Origin of the sequence: Geodermatophilus sp. DSM 44513 (assembly GCF_032460525.1) — a bacterium.
Lineage (GTDB): Bacteria > Actinomycetota > Actinomycetes > Mycobacteriales > Geodermatophilaceae > Geodermatophilus.
Map to the genome: position 1 here is coordinate 4,313,147 of NZ_CP135963.1, position 18,786 is coordinate 4,331,932.

Genomic DNA, 18,786 nt, shown 5'->3' on the forward strand with positions numbered 1-18,786 from the left:
CGTGTCGTGACCTGCCCTGCGCGGTACCGCGCCGGCCCGGCCGGGAAACGGGACGCCGCCCGGGTGGACCGGCCCCGTCGTCGGCGACCCGACGGGGGCGCGGTTGACCGGCGGGCCGGCCGGGCACAGGCCGGACCAGCCGAGGACCGAGGAGGACCCTGATGAGCGACCCCGAGCGCCCACCCCGCACGCCCGAGCCCGCCGAGGGCGGGGACCCGCCCGGCCAGGAGGACGCCGGCCGCACGCCGCGGGCCGAGGAGCCGGCCGAGGGCGCGGACGTGTCCGGGGGCGGCGCCGACACCCCCTGAGCGGCAGGGCTCCGGGCGCGGCCGGGTGCCCGCGCCCCCCGACCGTGATGCATGTCTCCGTCCGGCAACGGCCCGCTCCCCTTCCGGACGGTTTCGTCACCCGCCGTGCGGGGGACGGTGCTCTGCATGGAGGACACGCAGCACCAGCCGCACGTCGGTACCGAGGCCGCCGAGGAGCGCCCGGCCGACGAGTCGCAGGCCCGCCGGGACGCGACCCCGCCCCTCGCCCGCCTGCTCGCCAACCCCCGCCGGACGCGCCGCGCTTGAGGGGAGACCCTCCGGTCCCCGGTACGCACGGAGTCCCACCCACCCCACGGGTCACGGTCAGCCCGTGGGCATCTCGTCACTCACCGCAACCACTGGGTCACTGACCCCCGGCGTGCCGCGAACCGCTCCGTCACGCGCTGAGGCAGCATCCGGGCGTGACCGCCGCCGCCCTCCCCCTCGCCGCCGACGACGCCTCGATCCCCGTGCGCCGCAGCCGGGCCGAGCGGCAGGCCATCGTGCTGGACACCGCGGAGCGGCTGTTCGCCACGCGCAGCTCGCGCAGCGTCGGGATGGACGAGCTGGTCCGGGAGACCGGGCTGGGCAAGATGACCGTCTACCGGCTGTTCAAGAGCAAGGACGAGCTGGTCGGCGCCTACCTCGCCCGCAAGGCGGCCACCGTGCTGGCGCAGATCGACGTGGAGCTGGCGCGGCTGCGGGACGACCCCCGGGCGGCGCTGCTGTCCGTCGTCCGGACGGTGGAGGCCGACGTCACGCGGGCGGGCTTCCGCGGGTGCCCGTTCACCAACGTGAGCAGCGAGTACGACGACCCGCAGCACCCGGCGCGCAGCGCCGCCGCCGACTACAAGTTCGAGCTGCACGGTCGCCTGGAGCGCCTCGCCGAGCAGGTCGCCCCCGGCGAGGGCGAGGACCTGGCCGCGCAGGTGCACCTGATCATCGACGGCATGTACCTGTCCGGCGGCCTGCTGGGCCCCGACGGCCCGGCCGCCCACGGCCGGGAGCTGGCCGAGCGGCTGGTGGACGCCGCCGCCGCCCGCTGAGCACGGCGGCCGCGGTCGAGCGGCGGCCGGGCGCGGCGGACCGCAGGATGACCGGGTGAGCACCGACCGCAGCCGGCCCGACCTCGACGACACCACCGTGGAGGGCCTCGGCAAGCTCTCCGAGGCCCTGGAGACCATCGAGCAGGCCCGCGGGCAGCTCTACGGCTTCCACCAGCACTCCGGCAAGGCCGACCTGCTGCTCCAGGACGCCGTCGCGCTGTTGCGCGAGGCCGGCCACACCGCGCTCGCCGACGACCTCGAGCGCGACCTCGTCGGCCGCAACGTCATCGCCGACCGGTGGACCTTCCAGATCGTCGAGGACTACGACGCCGGTTACTGGTCGGTCTTCCGCGCCTTCGACGAGCGCGCCCGCACCGAGCTGGCCGACGGCGACCGGCACGTTTTCGAGGCCCGGATGAAGCAGCGCGAGCGCAGTGCCGGGCACCCGGCGCACGAGGCGGGTCCCGCGCTGGCCGACTGAAGAAGGACCTCCCTGCCCCCCGACGCTCGCACGCTCGCGTCGGGACCCTGCAGGGAGGCCGACCGGGTCGCCGTCCTGACGGCGCCGACGCAGACTGGCCTCGTGACGATGCCCGAGCCCGACGAGCCACGCGACGTCGCACCCCTGGGCGCCGAGAAGGCCCCGCCCGGCGACCCGGACTCCCAGGGCGCCGGCACCGGGGACGGCCCGGGCGACGAGGTCGCGGGCCCCAGCTGGCCACCGGCCGGCACCGAGCCCGACGCGCGCTGACCGTGCGGGCGACGGCGGCCGGGACCAGACTCGACCCGTGACCGTGCCAGGCTCCGACCCCACGCGCCCGCGAGCGGCCGCCACCGGCCCGACGACGACCCCGGGGACGACGGCCCCCGGCACGGCGGCGGCCCCGGGCGGGACCGGCCCCGCCACCACCGGCCGAGCCGCGCCCCGCGAGCGCCACCCTGGTCGCACCATCGGCCGGACGCTCGCCCTGGCCCTGCTGCTGTTCGTGACCGTCGTGCTGGCGCTGTTCGTCGTCTACAACACCCAGACCGTCGAGATCAGCCTGGTCTTCGCGGACGTGCAGGCACCGCTCGTGCTGGCCCTGGTGATCGCCGCGGCGCTGGGCGGGCTGCTGGTCGGGCTGGCCGGCCTGGTGCTGCGCGCCCGCCGCCGCCACGGCTGACCCGCCGGGTCACCCGGCGGGGGTGAGGACGGCCGCGGCCAGCGCGGTGGAGTGAGACCACCGGTGCGGGCCGGGCATGGACCGGCGGCCCCCCGGGCATGTCCCCCCGCGACCGGCCACGACGAGGGAGGACGACGATGACCGATCCCGAGGGCAGCGACCGGATCCAGCAGGGCGCACCCACCGCGTCGGGCAGCGGCGACGACAGCAGCACCGGCACGGGCTTCGACGACGTCCCCCTCACCCGCGAGGAGGCCGTCGAGCGCGACGCCGCCCAGCCCGACGACCTGCCGGCGAAGGCGGAGAGTGATGCCGCCCGGGCCGAACGGGGCGGGTCCGGCGGCAGCCTGTGACCCACCGACCACCACGACGTCAGGAGACGAGATGAGCGAGCCCCAGCCGGCGACCGGCGGGACCGGCCCGGGTCAGGACAACCTGGTCGACGGCGTCACCGGTGAGGACCGGCCCGACGGCGGCGAGCGCGACGAGGTCACGCTGACCACCGACGACGAGGCCCAGGACGACCACGCCCCGATCCAGCCCGGCAACAGCTGAGGGAGGACCCCCGTGCCCCCGCCACTCGCAGGTGTCAGGGGCCGGCCGTGCCGGGTCCGGCCCCCGCCGTGCAACCGGGGGACGGCAGGCCCTAGCGTGCGGCGGCATGGCGGACTCAGGGACCCTCAGCGGACGTCGCGCGCTCGTCACCGGCGGCGCCTCGGGCATCGGCCGGGCGTGCGCGGTGCGGCTGGCGCAGGCCGGTGCGGAGGTGGTCGTCGTCGACCGGGACGGCGCGGCGGCCGAGCAGGTGGCCGCCGCGGTCGGGGGGACGGCGGTCACGGTCGACCTGTCCGACCTCGACGCGGTGGACGCCCTCGACCTCGACGTCGACGTGCTGGTCAACAACGCCGGCCTGCAGCACGTGGCGCCGCTGCACGAGTTCCCGGTGGACCGCTTCTCCCTCATCCTGCGGCTGATGCTGGAGACGCCGTTCCGGCTGGTCCGCGGGGCGCTGCCGCACATGTACGGCCGCGGCTGGGGCCGGGTGGTCAACATCAGCTCGGTGCACGGCCTGCGCGCCTCGCCGTTCAAGGGCGCCTACGTCACCGCCAAGCACGGCCTCGAGGGGCTGTCGAAGGTGATCGCGCTGGAGGGCGCCCCGCACGGGGTCACCTCCAACTGCGTCAACCCCGCCTACGTGCGCACCCCGCTGGTGGAGAACCAGATCGCCGACCAGGCGCGGGTGCACGGCCTGTCCGCCGACGAGGTGGTGGCGCAGGTGATGCTGGCGCCGGCCGCGGTCAAGCGGCTGATCGAGCCCGAGGAGGTCGCCGAGGCGGTGGCCCACCTGTGCTCCCCGGCGGCGGCCTCCATCACCGGCAGCTCACTGGTCATGGACGGCGGCTGGACCGCGCACTAGGTCGGTGTGCACAGATCGTGGTCTCCCACCAGGGGTGACCACGACCTGTGCACAGCGGCAGGGGTGGGGACGGCGCGCCGGTCGGCGCGGCGCACGGGCGGGAGTCTGCGCCGGTGCCCGCGCCCGCAGCCGTCCCCGAGCCCCTCCGCACCTGCGCGTTCCGCGGGTCGTCTGCTGTCCGCGCGGGACTCCTGACCGCCAACCAGCTGCGCGGTCCCGCATGGCGTCGGCTCTTCCCCGACGTCTACGTGCACCGGGGGCTGCCCGTCACGCACGTCGTGCGCGCCAGCGCCGCAGCCGCGCTCGTGGTGCCCGGCGCCGTCGTCACCGGGTGCAGCGCCGCCGCGCTCTGGGGTGTCGACCTGGCCGAGGCCGTCGACGACGTCGAGCTCACCGTGCAACCCGGCAGGCACCCGGTCCGGGTGCCCGGGCTCCGCGTGCGCCGCGCCCGCCTGCCGGCCGGGTGGCTCTCCCGACGACGCGGGGTGCCCACGACGAGCCCCGAGGCGACCACCGTACGGGTGGCCGGTGTGCTGGGCGGGGACGAGGCGGTGGTGGCGGTGGACCGACTCGTCGCCTCGGGCATCGCCGACCTGGCGGCGGTGCGGGTCCTGGCCGCGACCCTGCAGGGTGCGGGCTCCCGGCGGGCACGGACCGCGTGCCGACTCGCCGACGGACTGGCTGGCTCTCCGCAGGAGACGAGACTGCGGCTGCTGCTGATCCGCGCGGACCTCCCGCCGCCGGTGGCCCAGTTCGTGGTCCGGGATGAGGCAGGCTTCGTCGCCCGGGTCGACTTCGCCTGGCCGCACCGGCGGGTCGCCGTCGAGTACGACGGTGCCTGGCACGCCGAACCCGGACAGTTCGCCCGCGACCGGCGGCGCCTCAACCGGCTCCAGGCCGTGGGGTGGCGGGTGGTGTTCGTGACCGCCGCAGACCTGCACCGCCCCGGCGAGCTGCTGGCCCGGATCGCGGCGGCCCTGACGCTGTGAGTGTGCGCTCATCGTGGTCTCACCGCGGTGTGGACCACGATGGGTGCACACCGGCGCCGGCGGCCCTCCTAGCCTGGGCCCGTGTCCCCCGCCGCCCCGACCCACCTGCCGGCGGCGGAGTGGACGGCGCAGGTGCGGGGGCACGCCGAGCGGGTCGACGCGCTCACCGCCGGGCACCGCGCGCGGCGCGCCGCCGGCACCCGGCACCCGGTCGAGGACTTCCTGTTCGAGTACTACAGCGCCCGGCCGGCCCAGCTGCGCCGCTGGCACCCGGGGGCCGGGGTGGTGCTGGAGCCGGCCGCGGACGGCCCGGCGCCGCACGCCTCCTGGCGCTGGTACGCCACCGGCGACGACGGGGCGGTGGCCCTGGACCGCGCGGCCTTCCTGGCCGACCGGGGGGACACCGTCGCCTTCGTGGCCCGGCTGCTCGCCGCGACCGCGGGCCGTCCGGCGTTCACCGGCTGCTTCGGCCTGCACGAGTGGGCGATGGTCTACCGGGACGACGGGCACCGGCACCCGCTGCCGCTGCGGCTGGGTCAGGCCGGCACCGACGCCGTGGTGGAGGCCCACCCGGTCCGCTGCTCGCACGTGGACGCGTTCCGGTTCTTCACCCCGGCCGCCGTCGGCCGCAACAAGCTGCAGCCCACCCGCGCCACCCAGGTGGAGCTGGAGCAGCCCGGCTGCCTGCACGCCACCATGGACGTCTACAAGTGGGCGTACAAGCTGGGCCCGGCGGTCCCCGGCGAGCTGCTGCTGGACTGCTTCGTGCTGGCCGCCGACGTGCGGGTGCTGGACATGCGGGCCTCGCCGTACGACCTGCGCTCGGCCGGGTACCAGCCGGTCGCCATCGAGACGCCGGAGGGCAAGGCGCAGTACGTGGCCGCGCAGCGGGGGTTCGCCCACCGCGGCGCCCAGCTGCGCGCCCGGCTGCTCGAGGTGTGCCGGGGGCTCCCGGACGCCACCGGGTGAGACCGGTCCGACGTCCGCAGCTCACCGGGGGTGCACGTGGCCGTCCCGGGGGCGTGGCCCGGGAGTCGTACGGTCGGGGGGTGACCTCCACGCGCACCGACCGCTGGCTGCGGCTCGACGGGACCACGAACACCCGTGACCTCGGTGGCCTGCCCACCGTCGACGGCGGCACGACGGTCCGTGGCCGGGTGCTGCGCAGCGACAACCTGCAGACCCTGAGCGAGGCCGACGTCCGCCGGCTGGTGGAGGAGCTGCCGCTGCGGGAGGTGGTCGACCTGCGCACCACCGCGGAGGTGCTGCTGGAGGGCCGCGGGCCGCTGCGCGCGGTGCCCGGGGTGACCCACCGCCACTTCAGCCTGCTGCCCGAGCGCGGCCAGCACACCGACGTGTTCGCCGCCGAGGAGGACGACGCCCCCGAGCTGCCGGCCGGCTGGGCGGAGTCGATCCTGCCGCGGCAGGTGGCCGAGGCCGACCAGGACGAGCCGCCGGCGGTGCGCTCCTACCTGGGCTACCTGACCCACCGGCCGGACAACGTGGTCGCCGCGCTGCGGGCCCTCGCCGCCGACCCCGACGGCGCCACCGTCGTGCACTGCGCGGCCGGCAAGGACCGCACCGGCGTGGTGTGCATGTTCGCCCTGGCCGCGGCCGGGGTCCCGCACGAGGAGATCGTCGCCGACTACGCGCTCACCGCCGAGGTGATCGACGCGCTGGTCGCCAAGCTGGCCGCCTCACCAACCTACGCCGAGGACATGGTCACCCGCGACGTCGCCTCCCACACCCCCCGCGCCGAGACCATGACCCGGCTGCTCGCGCTGCTCGACGAGCGCCACGGCGGGCCGCTGGGCTGGCTGACCGAGCACGGGTTCGGCGCCGACGAGCAGGCCGCGCTGCGGACCCGCCTGCGCGACTGAGCAGCTGGCGGGTGGCCCCCTCAGGGTCCCGCGGTGAGCTCGCGAGCCGCGGGGGGCGGGGGGTCCTTCTTCTTGTGCCGGTACATCTCCGCGTCGGCGACGCGCAGCAGGGTCCCGGGGTCGCCGTCCGGCCCGCCGTGGACGGCGACGCCCACCGAGACGCCCACGTCGACCCGGGTCCCCTCCAGCCGGAACGGCTCGGTGAAGCAGCCGGTGACCCGGTCGACCACCCGATCGGCGTCCTCGGGCCGGGCCAGAGTGGGCAGCACGACGGCGAACTCGTCACCGCTGAGCCGGCCCACGGTGTCCCCGGGGCGGACGGCGGCGCGCAGCCGGGCGGCCACCTGGCGCAGCAGCTCGTCGCCGGCGGCGTGCCCGAGGGAGTCGTTGACCGCCTTGAACCGGTCGAGGTCGCAGAACAGCACACCGACGTGCTGACCGGGCGTCGCGGCGGCCAGGGTCGTGGCGAGGGTGTCCCGGAAGAGCACCCGGTTGGGCAACCCGGTGAGCCCGTCGTGGGTGGCCTGGCGACGGACGGTCTCCAGCAACCGCGCCCGCTGCAGGGCCGTGGCGGCCTGGTCCCCCACGCCGCGCAGCCGGACGAGGGTGTCACCGACGAGTCCGTGCGCCTGCCCGGCCGGCCAGCCTGCGGTCACCACGCCGAGGAACGTGCGGCCGGCGAGGACGGGGACGGCGACGACCTCGTCGAGGTCCGTGCCCAGCAGCAGGTCGCGCAGCACCGGGCTGCTCGTCCCGGGCCGCAGGACGCGCGGCTCGCGGTCGGCCAGCATGCCGACGACCTCCGGGACCTCCTCGGCGTGCAGGGGGGTGGCGTCCAGCAGGGCGTGCGCGGCACCGCTGTGGCCGGTCGTGGCCGAGGTGCGCAGGCAACCCGACGCGGGGTCCCACAGCAGGACCGCCGCGCTGTGGCAGCCGACGACGTGCGGCAGGGCCTCGGCCACGACGGCGGAGACGGTGGCGGCCTCGGTCGCCCCGGACAGCTCGTGGGCCAGGCTCAGCAGCGCACCGGCCCGGTCGGCCTCCTCCCGGGCGCTGCCCAGGGCGAGGACGAGGTCGAGGGCCGCGGCGGCGTGGCTGGCGTAGGCGGCCAGCATGGGCCCCTCGTGCCCGAGCTCACCGCCGCCGGGGTGGTAGACCACCGCGAGCCGGCCGTGGGTGCGTCGCGCCGAGGTGACGTCTACCGCCACCACGTGCGGGCCGGGGTCACCGCCGCTCAGCAGCGTCGCGGCCAGCGTGTCGCGCTGGTCCTCCGGCACGCCGGCGGAGTGCACCCGGGGTGGGCCGCCGGCCGGGTCGGCCACGGCCAGCAGGTACCCGGGCGCCAGCACCGCGGTGGCCGCCCGTTCCACGATGCGGTGCAGGACCGAGTCGGCGTCCGCGCTGGCCACCAGGTCGGCCGCGGCCGACTGCAGGGTGCTCAGCTGCTGGCGCAGGGCGACCAGCTCCGGGTCGGCCGCGTCCCCGCTCCGGAGGCCGCGCCGCCACCCCCGCCGCTGCCAGCGCAGCCGGTAGAGGCAGGCCAGGTGCCCGTCGGCCTCGCACTCGGGGTGCTGCAGCTCGGCCGGTGGGAGACCGAAGATGGTCGGCACCATGCCGATGAGGCCCTGGGCGTACTCGCAGTCCAGCCGGGAGTGCCGGTGGCCGGGGTGCAGCGTGTACCGGAGGGTGGCCGAGGTGCTGCCCGCGGACAGCACCTGCATCGTCGAGGTGGTGGAGAACTTCGCCACCGCCCGGGGCAGCTGCCGGTACACCTGGCGGGGTGAGCCCATGGTGCGCACCAACAGCACCAGGGCGGGGTGCAGCCCGTTGCCGAGCGCCTCGCGTCCGACGCGGAACATCGTCCCCGGGTCGCCCAGCACCTCGGTCGCGGCGGTGAACAGGCGGATCCGGGTGTCGTAGCTCGTCCAGTGCGACGGCTGGGACAGCTCGGCCGCGGAGTGCGGCACGCCGGCGGAGCGCAGCACCGCCTCGACGGCCTCGTCCCCACCCCGCCGGCGGACGTGCGCCAGGAGCAGCCCCGTCGTGGCACCCGAGGTCTCGCGCGGCTCGGCCGGCGGGACGGCGCTCACCGACGCGGTCCGGAGGGGACGTCGGCCCGGGGGTGGTCCGCGCTGCGTGCGGACGATCTGATCACGCCCGGGGGATCGGCAGTGCGCGCCGGCGGGTTGAGCGGGTCCACCCCTCGGGAGGAGCCGCGGGCGGGCCCTCCCCGGACGCAGCGACCCCGGACAGCAGCGACCCCGGTCCTCGTCGGGCGAGGCCGGGGTCGCACGTCGTCCCTCCCGGGGGAGGGGTGCTGCTCAGCGCAGGGAGCTGGTGTTCGCGAGCGTCAGCAGCTCGTCGCGCATCGCCGGGCTGCTGGTGCGGGCGAGGGCACGGTCCAGTGCCCGACGCGTCCGCGCCGCCTCCCGACGCCGCCGCCAGGTGGAGGTCACGCTGCTCATCTCTCGTCGCCTTCTTCCGTCGTGGGGGTCCGTCACCTGAGACAACCCAGGTCTCACCTCTAGTGTTCCGAAGAAATGCAGGTGAACCTGAGACGTAGGCGACGATCCCTCACCCCACCGGGTGATGCCGACGACAGCTCGCGGGCCGGCCGGGCCGCCCGGTGTCAGTCCCCGCCGAGCTCCCTGCGGGCCGCGGCCCGCGCCTCGTGCGGGTCGTCGGTGGCCAGCGCGGCGTGGGCCGCCCGCCGGCAGGCGTCGGAGTCGACGACGGCCAGCCGCGCCCCCACGCCGGCGATCGACGACGCGGCGCAGGACAGCGAGGTGATGCCCAGCCCGACGAGGACGCAGGCGAGCAGCGGGTCGGCGGCAGCCTCGCCGCAGACGCCGACCGGCTTGCCGGTGCGCCGGCCGGCCTCGGCGGTCACCTGCACCAGGGCGAGCAGGGCCGGCTGCCACGGGTCGGTGAGGTCGGCGAGGTCGGCGGAGAGCCGGTCGGCGGCCAGCGTGTACTGCGACAGGTCGTTGGTGCCGATCGAGAGGAAGTCGACCTCGCGCAGCAGCCGCTCGGCCATCAGCGCCGCGGAGGGGATCTCGACCATCACGCCCGGGGTCAGCCCGCGGGCCCGCACCCGCTGCCCGAAGTCGCGGGCCTCGGCCACGGTGGCGACCATCGGGGCCATCACCCACGGCTGCGCCCCCGTCCGGCGGGCGGCCTCGGCGACGGCGTCCAACTGCCGCTCCAGCAGGCCCGGGTCCCGGCGGGCCACCCGCAGCCCGCGCACGCCGAGGGCCGGGTTCTCCTCGTCGGGCATGGTGGCGAAGGCCAGCGGCTTGTCCGACCCGGCGTCCAGCGTGCGGACGACGACCCGCTGCCCCGGGAAGGCCTCGAGCACCGCGGCGTAGCCCGCCGCCTGCTCCGCCACCGACGGCTCCTCGGCCCGGCTGAGGAAGGCGAGCTCCGTACGCAGCAGCCCCACGCCCTCGGCGTACCGGGCCGCGGCGGCCTGCGCGCCCGCGCCGTCCTGCACGTTGGCCAACACCTTCACCGCCAGCCCGTCGCGGGTGCGGCCCGGGCCGCGGTAGCCGGCCAGCGCCGCGGCGGCAGTCCGCGAGGCCTCGACGCGGGCGCGCGCGTCGGCCGGGTCGGGGTCGACGGTGACCGTGCCGCGCTCGCCGTCGAGCAGCACGGTCACCCCTTCGGGGACGTCGGCCAGGCCGGCGACGGCGACCACGCAGGGCAGCCCCAGCTGGCGGGCGATGATCGCGGTGTGGCTGGTCGTGCCGCCCAGCCGGGTGGCCAGGCCGGTGATCCGCTCGGGGTCCAGCCCGGCGGTGTCGGCCGGTGCGAGGTCGTCGGCCAGCAGCACCGACGGCTCCTCCGGGCTCGGCACGCCGGGCTCCCCCTGCCCGGTCAGCTGGGCGACGATCCGGTCGCGGACGTCGCGGACGTCGGTCACCCGTTCGGCCATGAGCCCGCCCAGGCCGGTGAAGAGGTCGACGAACTGCTGGGCGGCCTGCACGGTGGCGACGGCGGCCGGCGTGCCGGCGTCGATCCGCTGCTCCACCGCCGACAGCAGGCCGCGGTCGCGGGCCAGGCCGGCCGTCGTGGCCAGCACCTCCGCGCTCACCCCGGTCGCCGCGGCGGCGCGGGCGGCCAGCCGGTCGGCGACCACCCCGGCGGCCGCCGCGAAGCGCTCCTTCTCCGCTGCGCGCTGCTCCTCGCCGAGCGCGGCGCCGTCGTCGGCCGGCAGCACCACCGCACCCGACGGGCGCACGACCGGTCCCCAGGCCACCCCGGGGACGACGGGCGTGCCGGGGAGCACCAGCGGGCCGCCGGTGGCCGGAGGGGTGTCGCTGTCGGGGGCAGTGGTGAGGGCAGTGGTGGGGGCGGGGACGGTCATGGCTGCCTCGCACGGGGTCGGTGGCCGGGGGGAACGCGGAGGTGGACGCGTGCTGAGACCAGGGTCACCAGTTGGTGTTGACTTGTCAACAGATCGGGCGTAGAACAACATCAATCCAACGGTTAACCAACACAAACGGGCAGGAGGTGGGTGTGTACGCGGAGGAGCGCCAGCAGACGATCGCCGGGCTCGTCGCCGACCGCGGGCGGGTGTCGGTGACCGCGCTCGCCGAGGAGTTCGGCGTCACGACCGAGACCGTGCGCCGCGACCTGGCCGTCCTGGAGCGCGCCGGGATGCTGCGCCGGGTCCACGGCGGGGCCGTACCCGCCGGCGCGCTCACCTACGTCGAGACCGCCCTGGGCGAGCGGCACGGCACGCGCAGCGAGCAGAAGCGCAAGATCGCCGCCGCCGCGCTGGACCTGCTGCCCGCGACCGACGGCAGCCTGCTGCTCGACGGCGGCAGCTCCACCGCCGCGCTGGCCGAACTCCTGCCCGGCGACCGCCGGCTGCTGGTGGCCACGCACTCGGTGCCGCACGCCGCGCGGCTGGCCGCCGTGCCGGGGATCGACCTGCACGTGCTGGGCGGGCGGGTCCGCGGGATCACCCAGTGCGCGGTGGGCGAGCGGGCGGTGGGCGCGCTGGCCGACCTGCGGGTCGACGTCGTCGTCCTCGGCACCAACGGCGTCACCGCCGAACACGGCTTCACCACCCCGGACGAGGCCGAGGCGTCGGTGAAGCGGGCGATGATCCGCGCCGGGCAGAAGGTCGTCGTCCTGGCCGACAGCAGCAAGTTCGGCCACGAGCACCTGGTCCGCTTCGCGACGCCGGCCGACGTCGACGTCCTGGTCACCGACGCCGAGGCCGCACCGGCCGACCTCGCCCGTCTCGAGGACGCCGGGATCGAGGTCGTGGTCGCATGACGAACGAGCCGGCGACGTCGTCCGGGGGCGCAGCCCCGCAGGTCGTCACCTTCACCGCCAACCCCAGCCTGGACCGCACGCTGTCGCTGCCCGGCCCGCTGGCCCGTGGCGGCGTCGTCCGCCTGGCGCCCAGCTCCACCGAGCCCGGCGGCAAGGGGGTCAACGTCGCCCGCGCGGTCGCCGCCGCCGGGGTGGACGTGCTCACCGTGCTGCCGGCGGCCGACGACGACCCGATCCTGCGGGCCCTGCACGGGCTGGGGCTGCCGATGGCCACCGTGCCGGTCGCCGCCCCGGTGCGGACCAACTACACCCTGGCCGAGCCCGACGGGACGACCACCAAGCTCAACGAGCCGGGTGCCCCGCTGGACCGCGCCGCCCGCGCGGACCTGGCCGCCACCCTGCACCGGCACGCCGTGGGTGCCCGCTGGGTGGTGCTGTCCGGCTCGCTGCCGCCGGGCACGCCGCCGGACTGGTACGCCGACCTGGTCCGGGCGCTGCGCGACACGGGGGCGCGGATCGCCGTCGACACCTCCGAGGCGCCGCTGCTGGCCCTGCTGGCCGCCGGCCCGGACGCCGCGCCGGACCTGCTCAAGCCCAACTCCGAGGAGCTCGCGCAGCTCTCCGGGGTGCCCGAGGCCCACCTGACCACCAACCGCGCCGCCGCCCTGGCCGCCCTCTCGGCGCTGCACGCCCGAGGGGTCGGTGAGGTGCTGCTGACCCTGGGGGCCGAGGGCGCGCTGCTGTCCTGCGCCGACGGCGTCTGGTCGGCCACGCCCCCGCGGATCGCCGTCCGCAGCACCGTCGGTGCCGGCGACTGCAGCCTGGCCGGCCACGTGCTGGCCGACCTCGCCGGCGCCCCGCCCGCGGAGCGGCTGCGCAACGCGGTCGCCCACGGGGCGGCCAGCGCCGCCCTCCCCGGGTCCGCCGTCCCCGGCCCGGCGCAGGTCGCCGCCCTGCGCGTCGAGGTCGCCGCCGTCCGCACCGAGGCGCTGCCCGGCACCCGCACCCCACCCCCGCACACCTCGCGCACCACCGTCCCGGCCGCCGGCCGCGACGTCCGCTGATCCCCTCCGGAGGCTGGGTCATGCCCGACCTGATCACCCCCGACCTGGTGGCGCTCGACGCCGACCTGGGCACCGAGAAGGCCACGGTGGTGCGCCGCCTGGCCGCACTCGTCGCCGGCGCCGGGCGGGCCACCGGCGCCGACGACCTGGCCGACGACGCCCTCGCCCGCGAGGCGCAGGCGGCCACCGGCCTGCCCGGCGGCATCGCCATCCCGCACTGCCGCTCGGCCGCCGTCACCGAGGCCTCGCTGGCCTTCGCCCGGCTCTCGCCGACGGTCGACTTCGGCGCCCCCGACGGCCCGGCCGACCTGGTGTTCCTCATCGCCGCGCCGGCGCACGGCGACGCCGACCACCTGACGCTGCTCACCGCGCTGGCCCGCGCGCTGGTGCGGCCGGAGTTCGTGTCCTCGCTGCGCGCGGCCGGCTCCCCGGCCGAGGTCGTGCGGCTGGTGCAGGAGGTCGTCGCCCCCGAGCCGGCCGCCGCCCCCGTGGGCGCGCCGGCCGGCGCGCCGGCCCCCACCCCCGCGCCGGCCACCGTGCAGGCCGCCGGACCGGCCACCGCGCGCCGCAGCGTGGTCGTGGTCAGCGCCTGCCCGACCGGCATCGCGCACACCTACATGGCCGCGGACAAGCTCACCGCCGCCGGGCAGGCGGCCGGCGTCGACGTGCACGTGGAGACCCAGGGCTCCTCCGGCGCCACCCCGCTGGACCCGGCGGTCATCCGCGCCGCCGACGCGGTCGTCTTCGCCGTCGACGTGGGCGTCCGGGACCGCGACCGGTTCGCCGGGAAGCCGCTGGTGCAGTCGGGCACCAAGCGGGCGATCAACGAGCCCGACGTGATGATCCGCGAGGCCCTGGCCGCCGCGGACGACCCGAACGCCCGCCGGGTGCCGGGGAGTGCCGACGCGGCCGACGAGCCCGCCGCCGCCGGCTCGGCCGGCACGGCCACCGAGATCCGCCGCTGGCTGCTCACCGGCGTGAGCTACATGATCCCGTTCGTCGCGGCGGGCGGCCTGCTCATCGCGCTGGGCTTCGCCTTCGCCGGGTACGGCATCGCCCTGGCCGACCCGACCTCGGACGCCGGGGACAACTACGGCACGGTCTGGGCGCTGAACAACACCTTCCTCGACCTGCCGACGCTCGCCGAGCCGGTCGAGGGCCTGCGCGACGGCTTCTTCGGCTACCTGGGCGCGCTGTTCTTCGTCCTCGGCGGGGCGGCCTTCGGCTTCCTGGTCCCGGCGCTGGCCGGCTACATCGCCTACGCGATCGCCGACCGCCCCGGTATCGCGCCCGGCTTCGTCGTCGGTGCCGTGTCGGTGACCGTGGGCGCGGGCTTCCTCGGCGGCCTGGTCGGCGGCATCCTCGCCGGCCTCGTGGCGCTGTGGATCAGCCGCTGGAAGCTGCCGGCCGGCGTCCGCGGACTGCAGCCGGTCGTGATCATCCCGCTGCTGGCCACGCTGATCTCCAGCGGCATCATGGTCGTCCTGCTCGGCCGCCCGCTGGCCGCCGCCCTCACCGGCCTGGGCAACTGGCTGACCGGCCTGAGCGGCACCTCGGCGATCCTGCTCGGGATCATCCTCGGCCTGATGATGTGCTTCGACCTCGGTGGCCCGGTGAACAAGGCCGCCTACCTGTTCGCCACGGCGGGCCTGGCCTCGCAGACCAGCGGCTCGCTGGTCATCATGGCCACGGTCATGGCCGCCGGCATGGTGCCCCCCCTGGCCATGGCGCTGAGCACCGCCGTCCGGCCCCGGCTGTACACCCCGGCCGAGCGGGACAACGGCAAGGCGGCCTGGGCGCTCGGTGCCTCGTTCATCTCCGAGGGCGCTATCCCGTTCGCCGCAGCCGACCCGCTGCGGGTCATCCCCTCCATGATGCTCGGTGGTGCCACCACCGGCGCCATCGTCGCGGTGTCCGGCATCGAACTGCGGGCCCCGCACGGCGGCTTCTTCGTCTTCTTCGCGATGAGCAACTTCCTGCTGTTCCTGCTGGCCGTACTCATCGGCATGGTGGTGGGCGCCCTCGCGGTGACCGTCGCCAAGAGCATCGGCCGGCCGAAGACCGACGCCGACCCCGAGGACGCCGTCGACACGGCCCACGTCCACTCCGCGGCCCCGGTCACCCAGCCGGCCAGGGCCTGAGCGGCCAGGCTGTGTCCCACCCGTCCGCCCCTGATCGAGGAGTTCCCCCATGCCCAGTCAGACCGTCACCGTCGGCTCCCGGGTCGGGCTGCACGCCCGGCCGGCGGCCCTGATCGCCGAGGCCGTCGGGAAGGCCGGCGTGCCGGTCACCCTGGCCACCCCGGGGGGCAACCCGATCGACGCCGGATCGCCCCTGATGATCATGACGCTCGGCGCGAAGCAGGGTACCGAGGTCGTCGTGAGCAGCGACGACCCCGCCGTGCTCGACCAGATCGCCGGTCTGGTCGCCCAGGACCTCGACGCGGACTGAAGAAGGACCACCCTCCCCCCACGCCTCGCACGCTCGGCGCGGGCCCCTGGAGGGTGGCCACCACGGACGACGGCGCCCGTCCCCTGCGGAAGGGGGCGGGCGCCGTCCCGTGCCCCCGGCCCCGTCCAGAGGCTCGCCGTGAGCCTGCGAACGGTGAGGAGGACGGGGTCCTCCTACTGCTGGTCGGGGCGGGGGACGTCGCCGCGCCAGGCCCCGGTCTCGGTGCCGCGGCTCTCGATGAACTCCTTGAACCGCTTGGCGTCGGCCTTGACCTGCCGGTCGTCGAAGCCCAGCGCCGCACCGACCTTCTCGACGACGCCGGTGGGCTCCCAGTCGATCTGGATCATCACGCGGGTCTTGTCGTCGGCGAGGCGGTGGAAGGTGACCACGCCGGCGTGCTTCGCGTCGCCGCCGGTGCTGGTCCAGGCCACCCGCTCCTCGGGGTGCTGCTCGGTGATCTCGGCGTCGAACTCCCGCGTGACGCCGTCGATGCTGGTGACCCAGTGGGTGCGCGTCTCGTCGATCTGCGTGATCCGCTCGACGCCACCCATGAACTGCGGGAAGGACTCGAACTGCGTCCACTGGTCGTAGGCGACCCGGATGGGGACGTCGACGTCGACGGCTTCCTGCACGCTGGCCACGGTGCACTCCTCTGCTCGGGGTTCCGGTACGCCTCCCGCCCTACCCGGACCCCCCGGGCGGACACACGCGGCCTCAGCGCGAGGCGGCCGCCACGCTGCCCCGCACCGGGCGGCCGGTCAGGAGCAGCAGCTGCGCGAGGTGGTAGGCGTCCGGCTGCCCCTCCCAGGTGTCCGCTGCGACGGCGCCCTCCGGCGTGAGCTCGTGGTGCCAGCTGCCGGTGGCGGGGTCGGCGAACCGGGCCTCCCCGTGGGCGCGCCACCGGCGGGCCAGGACGCCGTACGTCGCCTCACCGGTGACGGTGGCCAGCGTCTCGGCCGCGGCCACCGCCTCGCACAGCACCCAGTGCATCCGCTGGCGCACCACGGGGCGGTCGGCCCAGTCCAGCGTGTAGGGGAAGCCGTCGTACCCGTCGACGGCCCACCCCCGGGAGGCGGCCGCGGTGAACAGGCCGACGGCGTCCTCGAGCAGCCAGGACGGCGGTTCGGGGATGACAGCGCGGAGGTGCAGCGCCAGCCGGGCCCACTCGAAGAGGTGGCCGACGGTGACGCCGTACGGGCGGAACGGGTGCGCCGGCTGCTCGCGGTTGTACTCGGGCAGTGGCTCCCAGGCGGCGGTGAAGTGCTCGGGCAGCTGCCAGTGCCACGCCCGCGCCCAGCCGTGCACCAGCCGCTCGGTGGCGCGCAGCGCCTGGCTCCGCAGCCGGGCCGCGCGCGGGTCGTCGTCCCCGAGGGCGTCCGCGGCGGCCAGCGAGGCCTCCACCCCGTGCATGTTGGCGTTGGCGCCGCGGTAGTCCGACAGCCGGCTCCAGCCGGCGTCCCACTCCTCGACCGCCAGTCCCTCGGTGTCGTCCCAGAAGCGGGTCTGCCAGACGTCCAGCGCCTCGTCGAGCAGCTCCCGGCCGCCGGGCGCGCCGGTGGCGGTGGCGGTCGCGGCGGCCAGGACGACGAAGGCGTGCGGGTAGGCCGCCTTGCCGTCGTCGGCCGGGACCCCGTCGGCCGTGGCGGCGGCGTACCAGCCGCCGCGGGTGCGGTCGTGCAGCGGGCCGGCCACCAGCGCCTCGACCCCGTGGCGGACCAGTCCGTCCCACCCGTCGCGGCCGCTGAGCTGCGCCAGCCCGAACACGTGGGTCATGCGGGCGACGATCCAGGTCTCCTGGCCGCGGTCGGGGCGCACCCGGCCGTCGTCCCCGAGGTGGCCGAAGCCCTCCGGCAGGCGGGAGCGGGCGGCGAACTGCAGCAGCCGGTCGAGGTCGGTCACCCGGCCACGCTACGCAGCCGCCACAGCCGGTACCCGACCCCGACCGCGAACACGGCCACCCCGGCGGCCACCGAGGACGGCGGCAGGGTCACGACCAGCACGACGCAGCCGAGGGCGCCGAGCACCTGCAGCGCCCTCGGGTACCGGCGGTGCGGGCCGGTCTGGGTGGCCGCGGCGAGGTTGGCGACCAGGTAGTAGAGCAGCACGCCGAAGGAGGAGAAGCCGATCGCCCCGCGCAGGTCGACGGTCAGCACCAGCACGCAGACGACCGCGGCGAGGGCGACCTCCGCGCGGTGCGGCACCCGGTACCGGGGGTGGACGGCGGCCAGCGGGCCGGGCAGGTCGCCCTCGCGGGCCATCGCCAGGCCGGTGCGCCCGATGCCCGCGATGAGCGCGAGCAGCGCGCCGAGGGCGGCTGCGGCGGCGCCGACGCGCACGACCGCACCGGCCCAGTCGCCGGCGTCCCCGACCGCGGCGGCCAGCGGCACCGGGGTGGCCGCGGTCCCCTCCGGCCCGAGCACGGCCAGCAGCGTCACCGCGACGACGGCGTAGACGGCCACCGCGATGCCCAGGGCGGCGGAGACGGCGCGCGGGATGGTGCGGGCGGGGTCGCGCACCTCCTCGCCGAGGGTGGCGATGCGGGCGTAGCCGGCGAAGGCGAAGAACAGCAGGCCGGCCGCCTGCAGCACGCCGTACCAGCCGCCCGGCGGGGCGTCCCACGACGCCAGCCGGCCCGGGTCGGCCCGCCCGCCGGCCCAGGCGACGGCCACCGCCACCGCGAGGGCGAGCAGGACGACGGTGACGATGACACGGGTCAGCCCGGCGGTGCGGGTGATGCCCCGGTAGTTGACCGCGGCCAGCGCCACCACCGCCACGACGGCCACCGGCCGCTGCCAGCCGGCGGGGGCGGCGTACGCGGCGAAGGTCAGCGCCATCGCCGCGCAGCTGGCGGTCTTGCCGACGACGAAGCCCCACCCGGCGAGGAACCCCCACCACGGGCCCAGCCGCTCGCGGCCGTAGAGGTAGGTGCCACCCGAGGACGGGTACTGGGCGGCGAGCTGCGCGGAGGCGACGGCGTTGCAGTACGCGACGACGGCGGCCAGCGCCAGGCCGACGAGCAGCCCGGCACCGGCGGCGGCCGCGGCGGGGGTGAAGGCGGCGAAGACGCCGGCGCCGACCATCGAGCCCACGCCGATGACCACGGCGTCGCCGGTGCCCAGCCGCCGGTCCAGCTCCGGGCGGCCGGCGCCGGGGGCGCCGCCGGTCATGCCGGCCCCGCGGCC

At 76.6% G+C, this 18,786-nt stretch carries 22 protein-coding genes; 16 read left to right on the plus strand and 6 right to left on the minus strand.

The window, feature by feature from the left end; genetic code table 11:
• Positions 1-161: 161 nt before the first annotated feature.
• The 12 genes from RTG05_RS20840 to RTG05_RS20895 all read left to right on the plus strand — a co-directional run bounded on the left by RTG05_RS20840 (position 162) and on the right by RTG05_RS20895 (position 6,803).
• Positions 162-308, plus strand: coding sequence for a hypothetical protein (locus tag RTG05_RS20840; RefSeq protein WP_166526701.1), 147 nt, complete (start codon positions 162-164; stop codon positions 306-308).
• A gap of 126 nt (positions 309-434) precedes the next feature.
• The gene (locus RTG05_RS20845; protein WP_166526702.1) at positions 435-575 is read left to right on the plus strand and encodes a hypothetical protein; all 141 of its coding nucleotides are present in this window, start codon (positions 435-437) and stop codon (positions 573-575) included.
• A 155-nt stretch (positions 576-730) separates the two neighbouring features.
• Positions 731-1,354 carry a TetR/AcrR family transcriptional regulator gene (locus tag RTG05_RS20850; RefSeq protein ID WP_166526703.1) on the plus strand — a complete coding sequence of 208 codons (624 nt, stop codon included), beginning with the start codon at positions 731-733 and terminating at the stop codon, positions 1,352-1,354.
• A gap of 55 nt (positions 1,355-1,409) precedes the next feature.
• A complete protein-coding gene (locus tag RTG05_RS20855; protein ID WP_166526704.1) occupies positions 1,410-1,835 on the plus strand; it encodes a hypothetical protein in 426 nt (141 codons plus the stop codon).
• A gap of 102 nt (positions 1,836-1,937) precedes the next feature.
• Positions 1,938-2,105 carry a hypothetical protein gene (locus tag RTG05_RS20860; protein ID WP_166526705.1) on the plus strand — a complete coding sequence of 56 codons (168 nt, stop codon included), beginning with the start codon at positions 1,938-1,940 and terminating at the stop codon, positions 2,103-2,105.
• Between the two features lie 37 nt (positions 2,106-2,142).
• Positions 2,143-2,517: a lipopolysaccharide assembly protein LapA domain-containing protein gene (locus RTG05_RS20865; RefSeq protein WP_315912104.1), complete on the plus strand. Its 375-nt coding sequence runs from the start codon at positions 2,143-2,145 to the stop codon at positions 2,515-2,517.
• Between the two features lie 137 nt (positions 2,518-2,654).
• A complete protein-coding gene (locus RTG05_RS20870) occupies positions 2,655-2,870 on the plus strand; it encodes a hypothetical protein (RefSeq protein ID WP_166526706.1) in 216 nt (71 codons plus the stop codon).
• Positions 2,871-2,901: 31 nt separating this feature from the next.
• Positions 2,902-3,072, plus strand: coding sequence for a hypothetical protein (locus RTG05_RS20875; RefSeq protein ID WP_166526707.1), 171 nt, complete (start codon positions 2,902-2,904; stop codon positions 3,070-3,072).
• 106 nt (positions 3,073-3,178) lie between these two features.
• The gene (locus RTG05_RS20880) at positions 3,179-3,934 is read left to right on the plus strand and encodes a 3-hydroxybutyrate dehydrogenase (RefSeq protein ID WP_166526708.1); all 756 of its coding nucleotides are present in this window, start codon (positions 3,179-3,181) and stop codon (positions 3,932-3,934) included.
• A 113-nt stretch (positions 3,935-4,047) separates the two neighbouring features.
• Positions 4,048-4,923 carry a DUF559 domain-containing protein gene (locus RTG05_RS20885; protein ID WP_166526709.1) on the plus strand — a complete coding sequence of 292 codons (876 nt, stop codon included), beginning with the start codon at positions 4,048-4,050 and terminating at the stop codon, positions 4,921-4,923.
• 81 nt (positions 4,924-5,004) lie between these two features.
• On the plus strand, positions 5,005-5,892 hold the full coding sequence (locus RTG05_RS20890; protein WP_166526710.1) for a 3-methyladenine DNA glycosylase: 888 nt from the start codon (positions 5,005-5,007) through the stop codon (positions 5,890-5,892).
• A gap of 80 nt (positions 5,893-5,972) precedes the next feature.
• On the plus strand, positions 5,973-6,803 hold the full coding sequence (locus RTG05_RS20895) for a tyrosine-protein phosphatase (RefSeq protein WP_166526711.1): 831 nt from the start codon (positions 5,973-5,975) through the stop codon (positions 6,801-6,803).
• 20 nt (positions 6,804-6,823) lie between these two features.
• On the opposite strand, the gene RTG05_RS20900 is transcribed toward RTG05_RS20895, so the two are convergent.
• From RTG05_RS20900 to RTG05_RS20910, 3 genes are all read right to left on the minus strand, one after another.
• Positions 6,824-8,893, minus strand: coding sequence for a sensor domain-containing diguanylate cyclase (locus RTG05_RS20900; protein WP_166526712.1), 2,070 nt, complete (start codon positions 8,891-8,893; stop codon positions 6,824-6,826).
• Positions 8,894-9,124: 231 nt separating this feature from the next.
• Complete coding sequence (locus tag RTG05_RS20905) at positions 9,125-9,268, minus strand: hypothetical protein (protein ID WP_166526713.1); 144 nt, start codon at positions 9,266-9,268, stop codon at positions 9,125-9,127.
• A 164-nt stretch (positions 9,269-9,432) separates the two neighbouring features.
• Entirely contained in the window at positions 9,433-11,169 is a 1,737-nt protein-coding gene (locus tag RTG05_RS20910) for a phosphoenolpyruvate--protein phosphotransferase (RefSeq protein ID WP_315912105.1), read from the minus strand.
• A 152-nt stretch (positions 11,170-11,321) separates the two neighbouring features.
• On the opposite strand from RTG05_RS20910, the gene RTG05_RS20915 reads away from it, so the two are divergent.
• The 4 genes from RTG05_RS20915 to RTG05_RS20930 are packed head-to-tail and all read left to right on the plus strand — an operon-like array spanning position 11,322 to position 15,604.
• A complete protein-coding gene (locus RTG05_RS20915) occupies positions 11,322-12,089 on the plus strand; it encodes a DeoR/GlpR family DNA-binding transcription regulator (protein ID WP_166526714.1) in 768 nt (255 codons plus the stop codon).
• The gene (locus RTG05_RS20920) at positions 12,086-13,153 is read left to right on the plus strand and encodes a 1-phosphofructokinase family hexose kinase (protein ID WP_166526715.1); all 1,068 of its coding nucleotides are present in this window, start codon (positions 12,086-12,088) and stop codon (positions 13,151-13,153) included. Before RTG05_RS20915 ends, RTG05_RS20920 begins: the two co-directional genes overlap by 4 nt.
• A gap of 20 nt (positions 13,154-13,173) precedes the next feature.
• The gene (locus tag RTG05_RS20925) at positions 13,174-15,294 is read left to right on the plus strand and encodes a PTS fructose transporter subunit IIABC (protein WP_166526716.1); all 2,121 of its coding nucleotides are present in this window, start codon (positions 13,174-13,176) and stop codon (positions 15,292-15,294) included.
• A 49-nt stretch (positions 15,295-15,343) separates the two neighbouring features.
• Positions 15,344-15,604, plus strand: coding sequence for an HPr family phosphocarrier protein (locus RTG05_RS20930; protein WP_166526717.1), 261 nt, complete (start codon positions 15,344-15,346; stop codon positions 15,602-15,604).
• Between the two features lie 173 nt (positions 15,605-15,777).
• On the opposite strand, the gene RTG05_RS20935 is transcribed toward RTG05_RS20930, so the two are convergent.
• The 3 genes from RTG05_RS20935 to RTG05_RS20945 form a co-directional block, all read right to left on the minus strand.
• Complete coding sequence (locus tag RTG05_RS20935) at positions 15,778-16,245, minus strand: SRPBCC family protein (protein WP_166526718.1); 468 nt, start codon at positions 16,243-16,245, stop codon at positions 15,778-15,780.
• Between the two features lie 73 nt (positions 16,246-16,318).
• Positions 16,319-17,503, minus strand: coding sequence for an AGE family epimerase/isomerase (locus tag RTG05_RS20940; RefSeq protein WP_166526719.1), 1,185 nt, complete (start codon positions 17,501-17,503; stop codon positions 16,319-16,321).
• Entirely contained in the window at positions 17,500-18,771 is a 1,272-nt protein-coding gene (locus RTG05_RS20945) for an APC family permease (RefSeq protein ID WP_166526720.1), read from the minus strand. The genes RTG05_RS20940 and RTG05_RS20945 overlap by 4 nt, the downstream gene beginning before the upstream one ends.
• Positions 18,772-18,786: the final 15 nt, after the last annotated feature.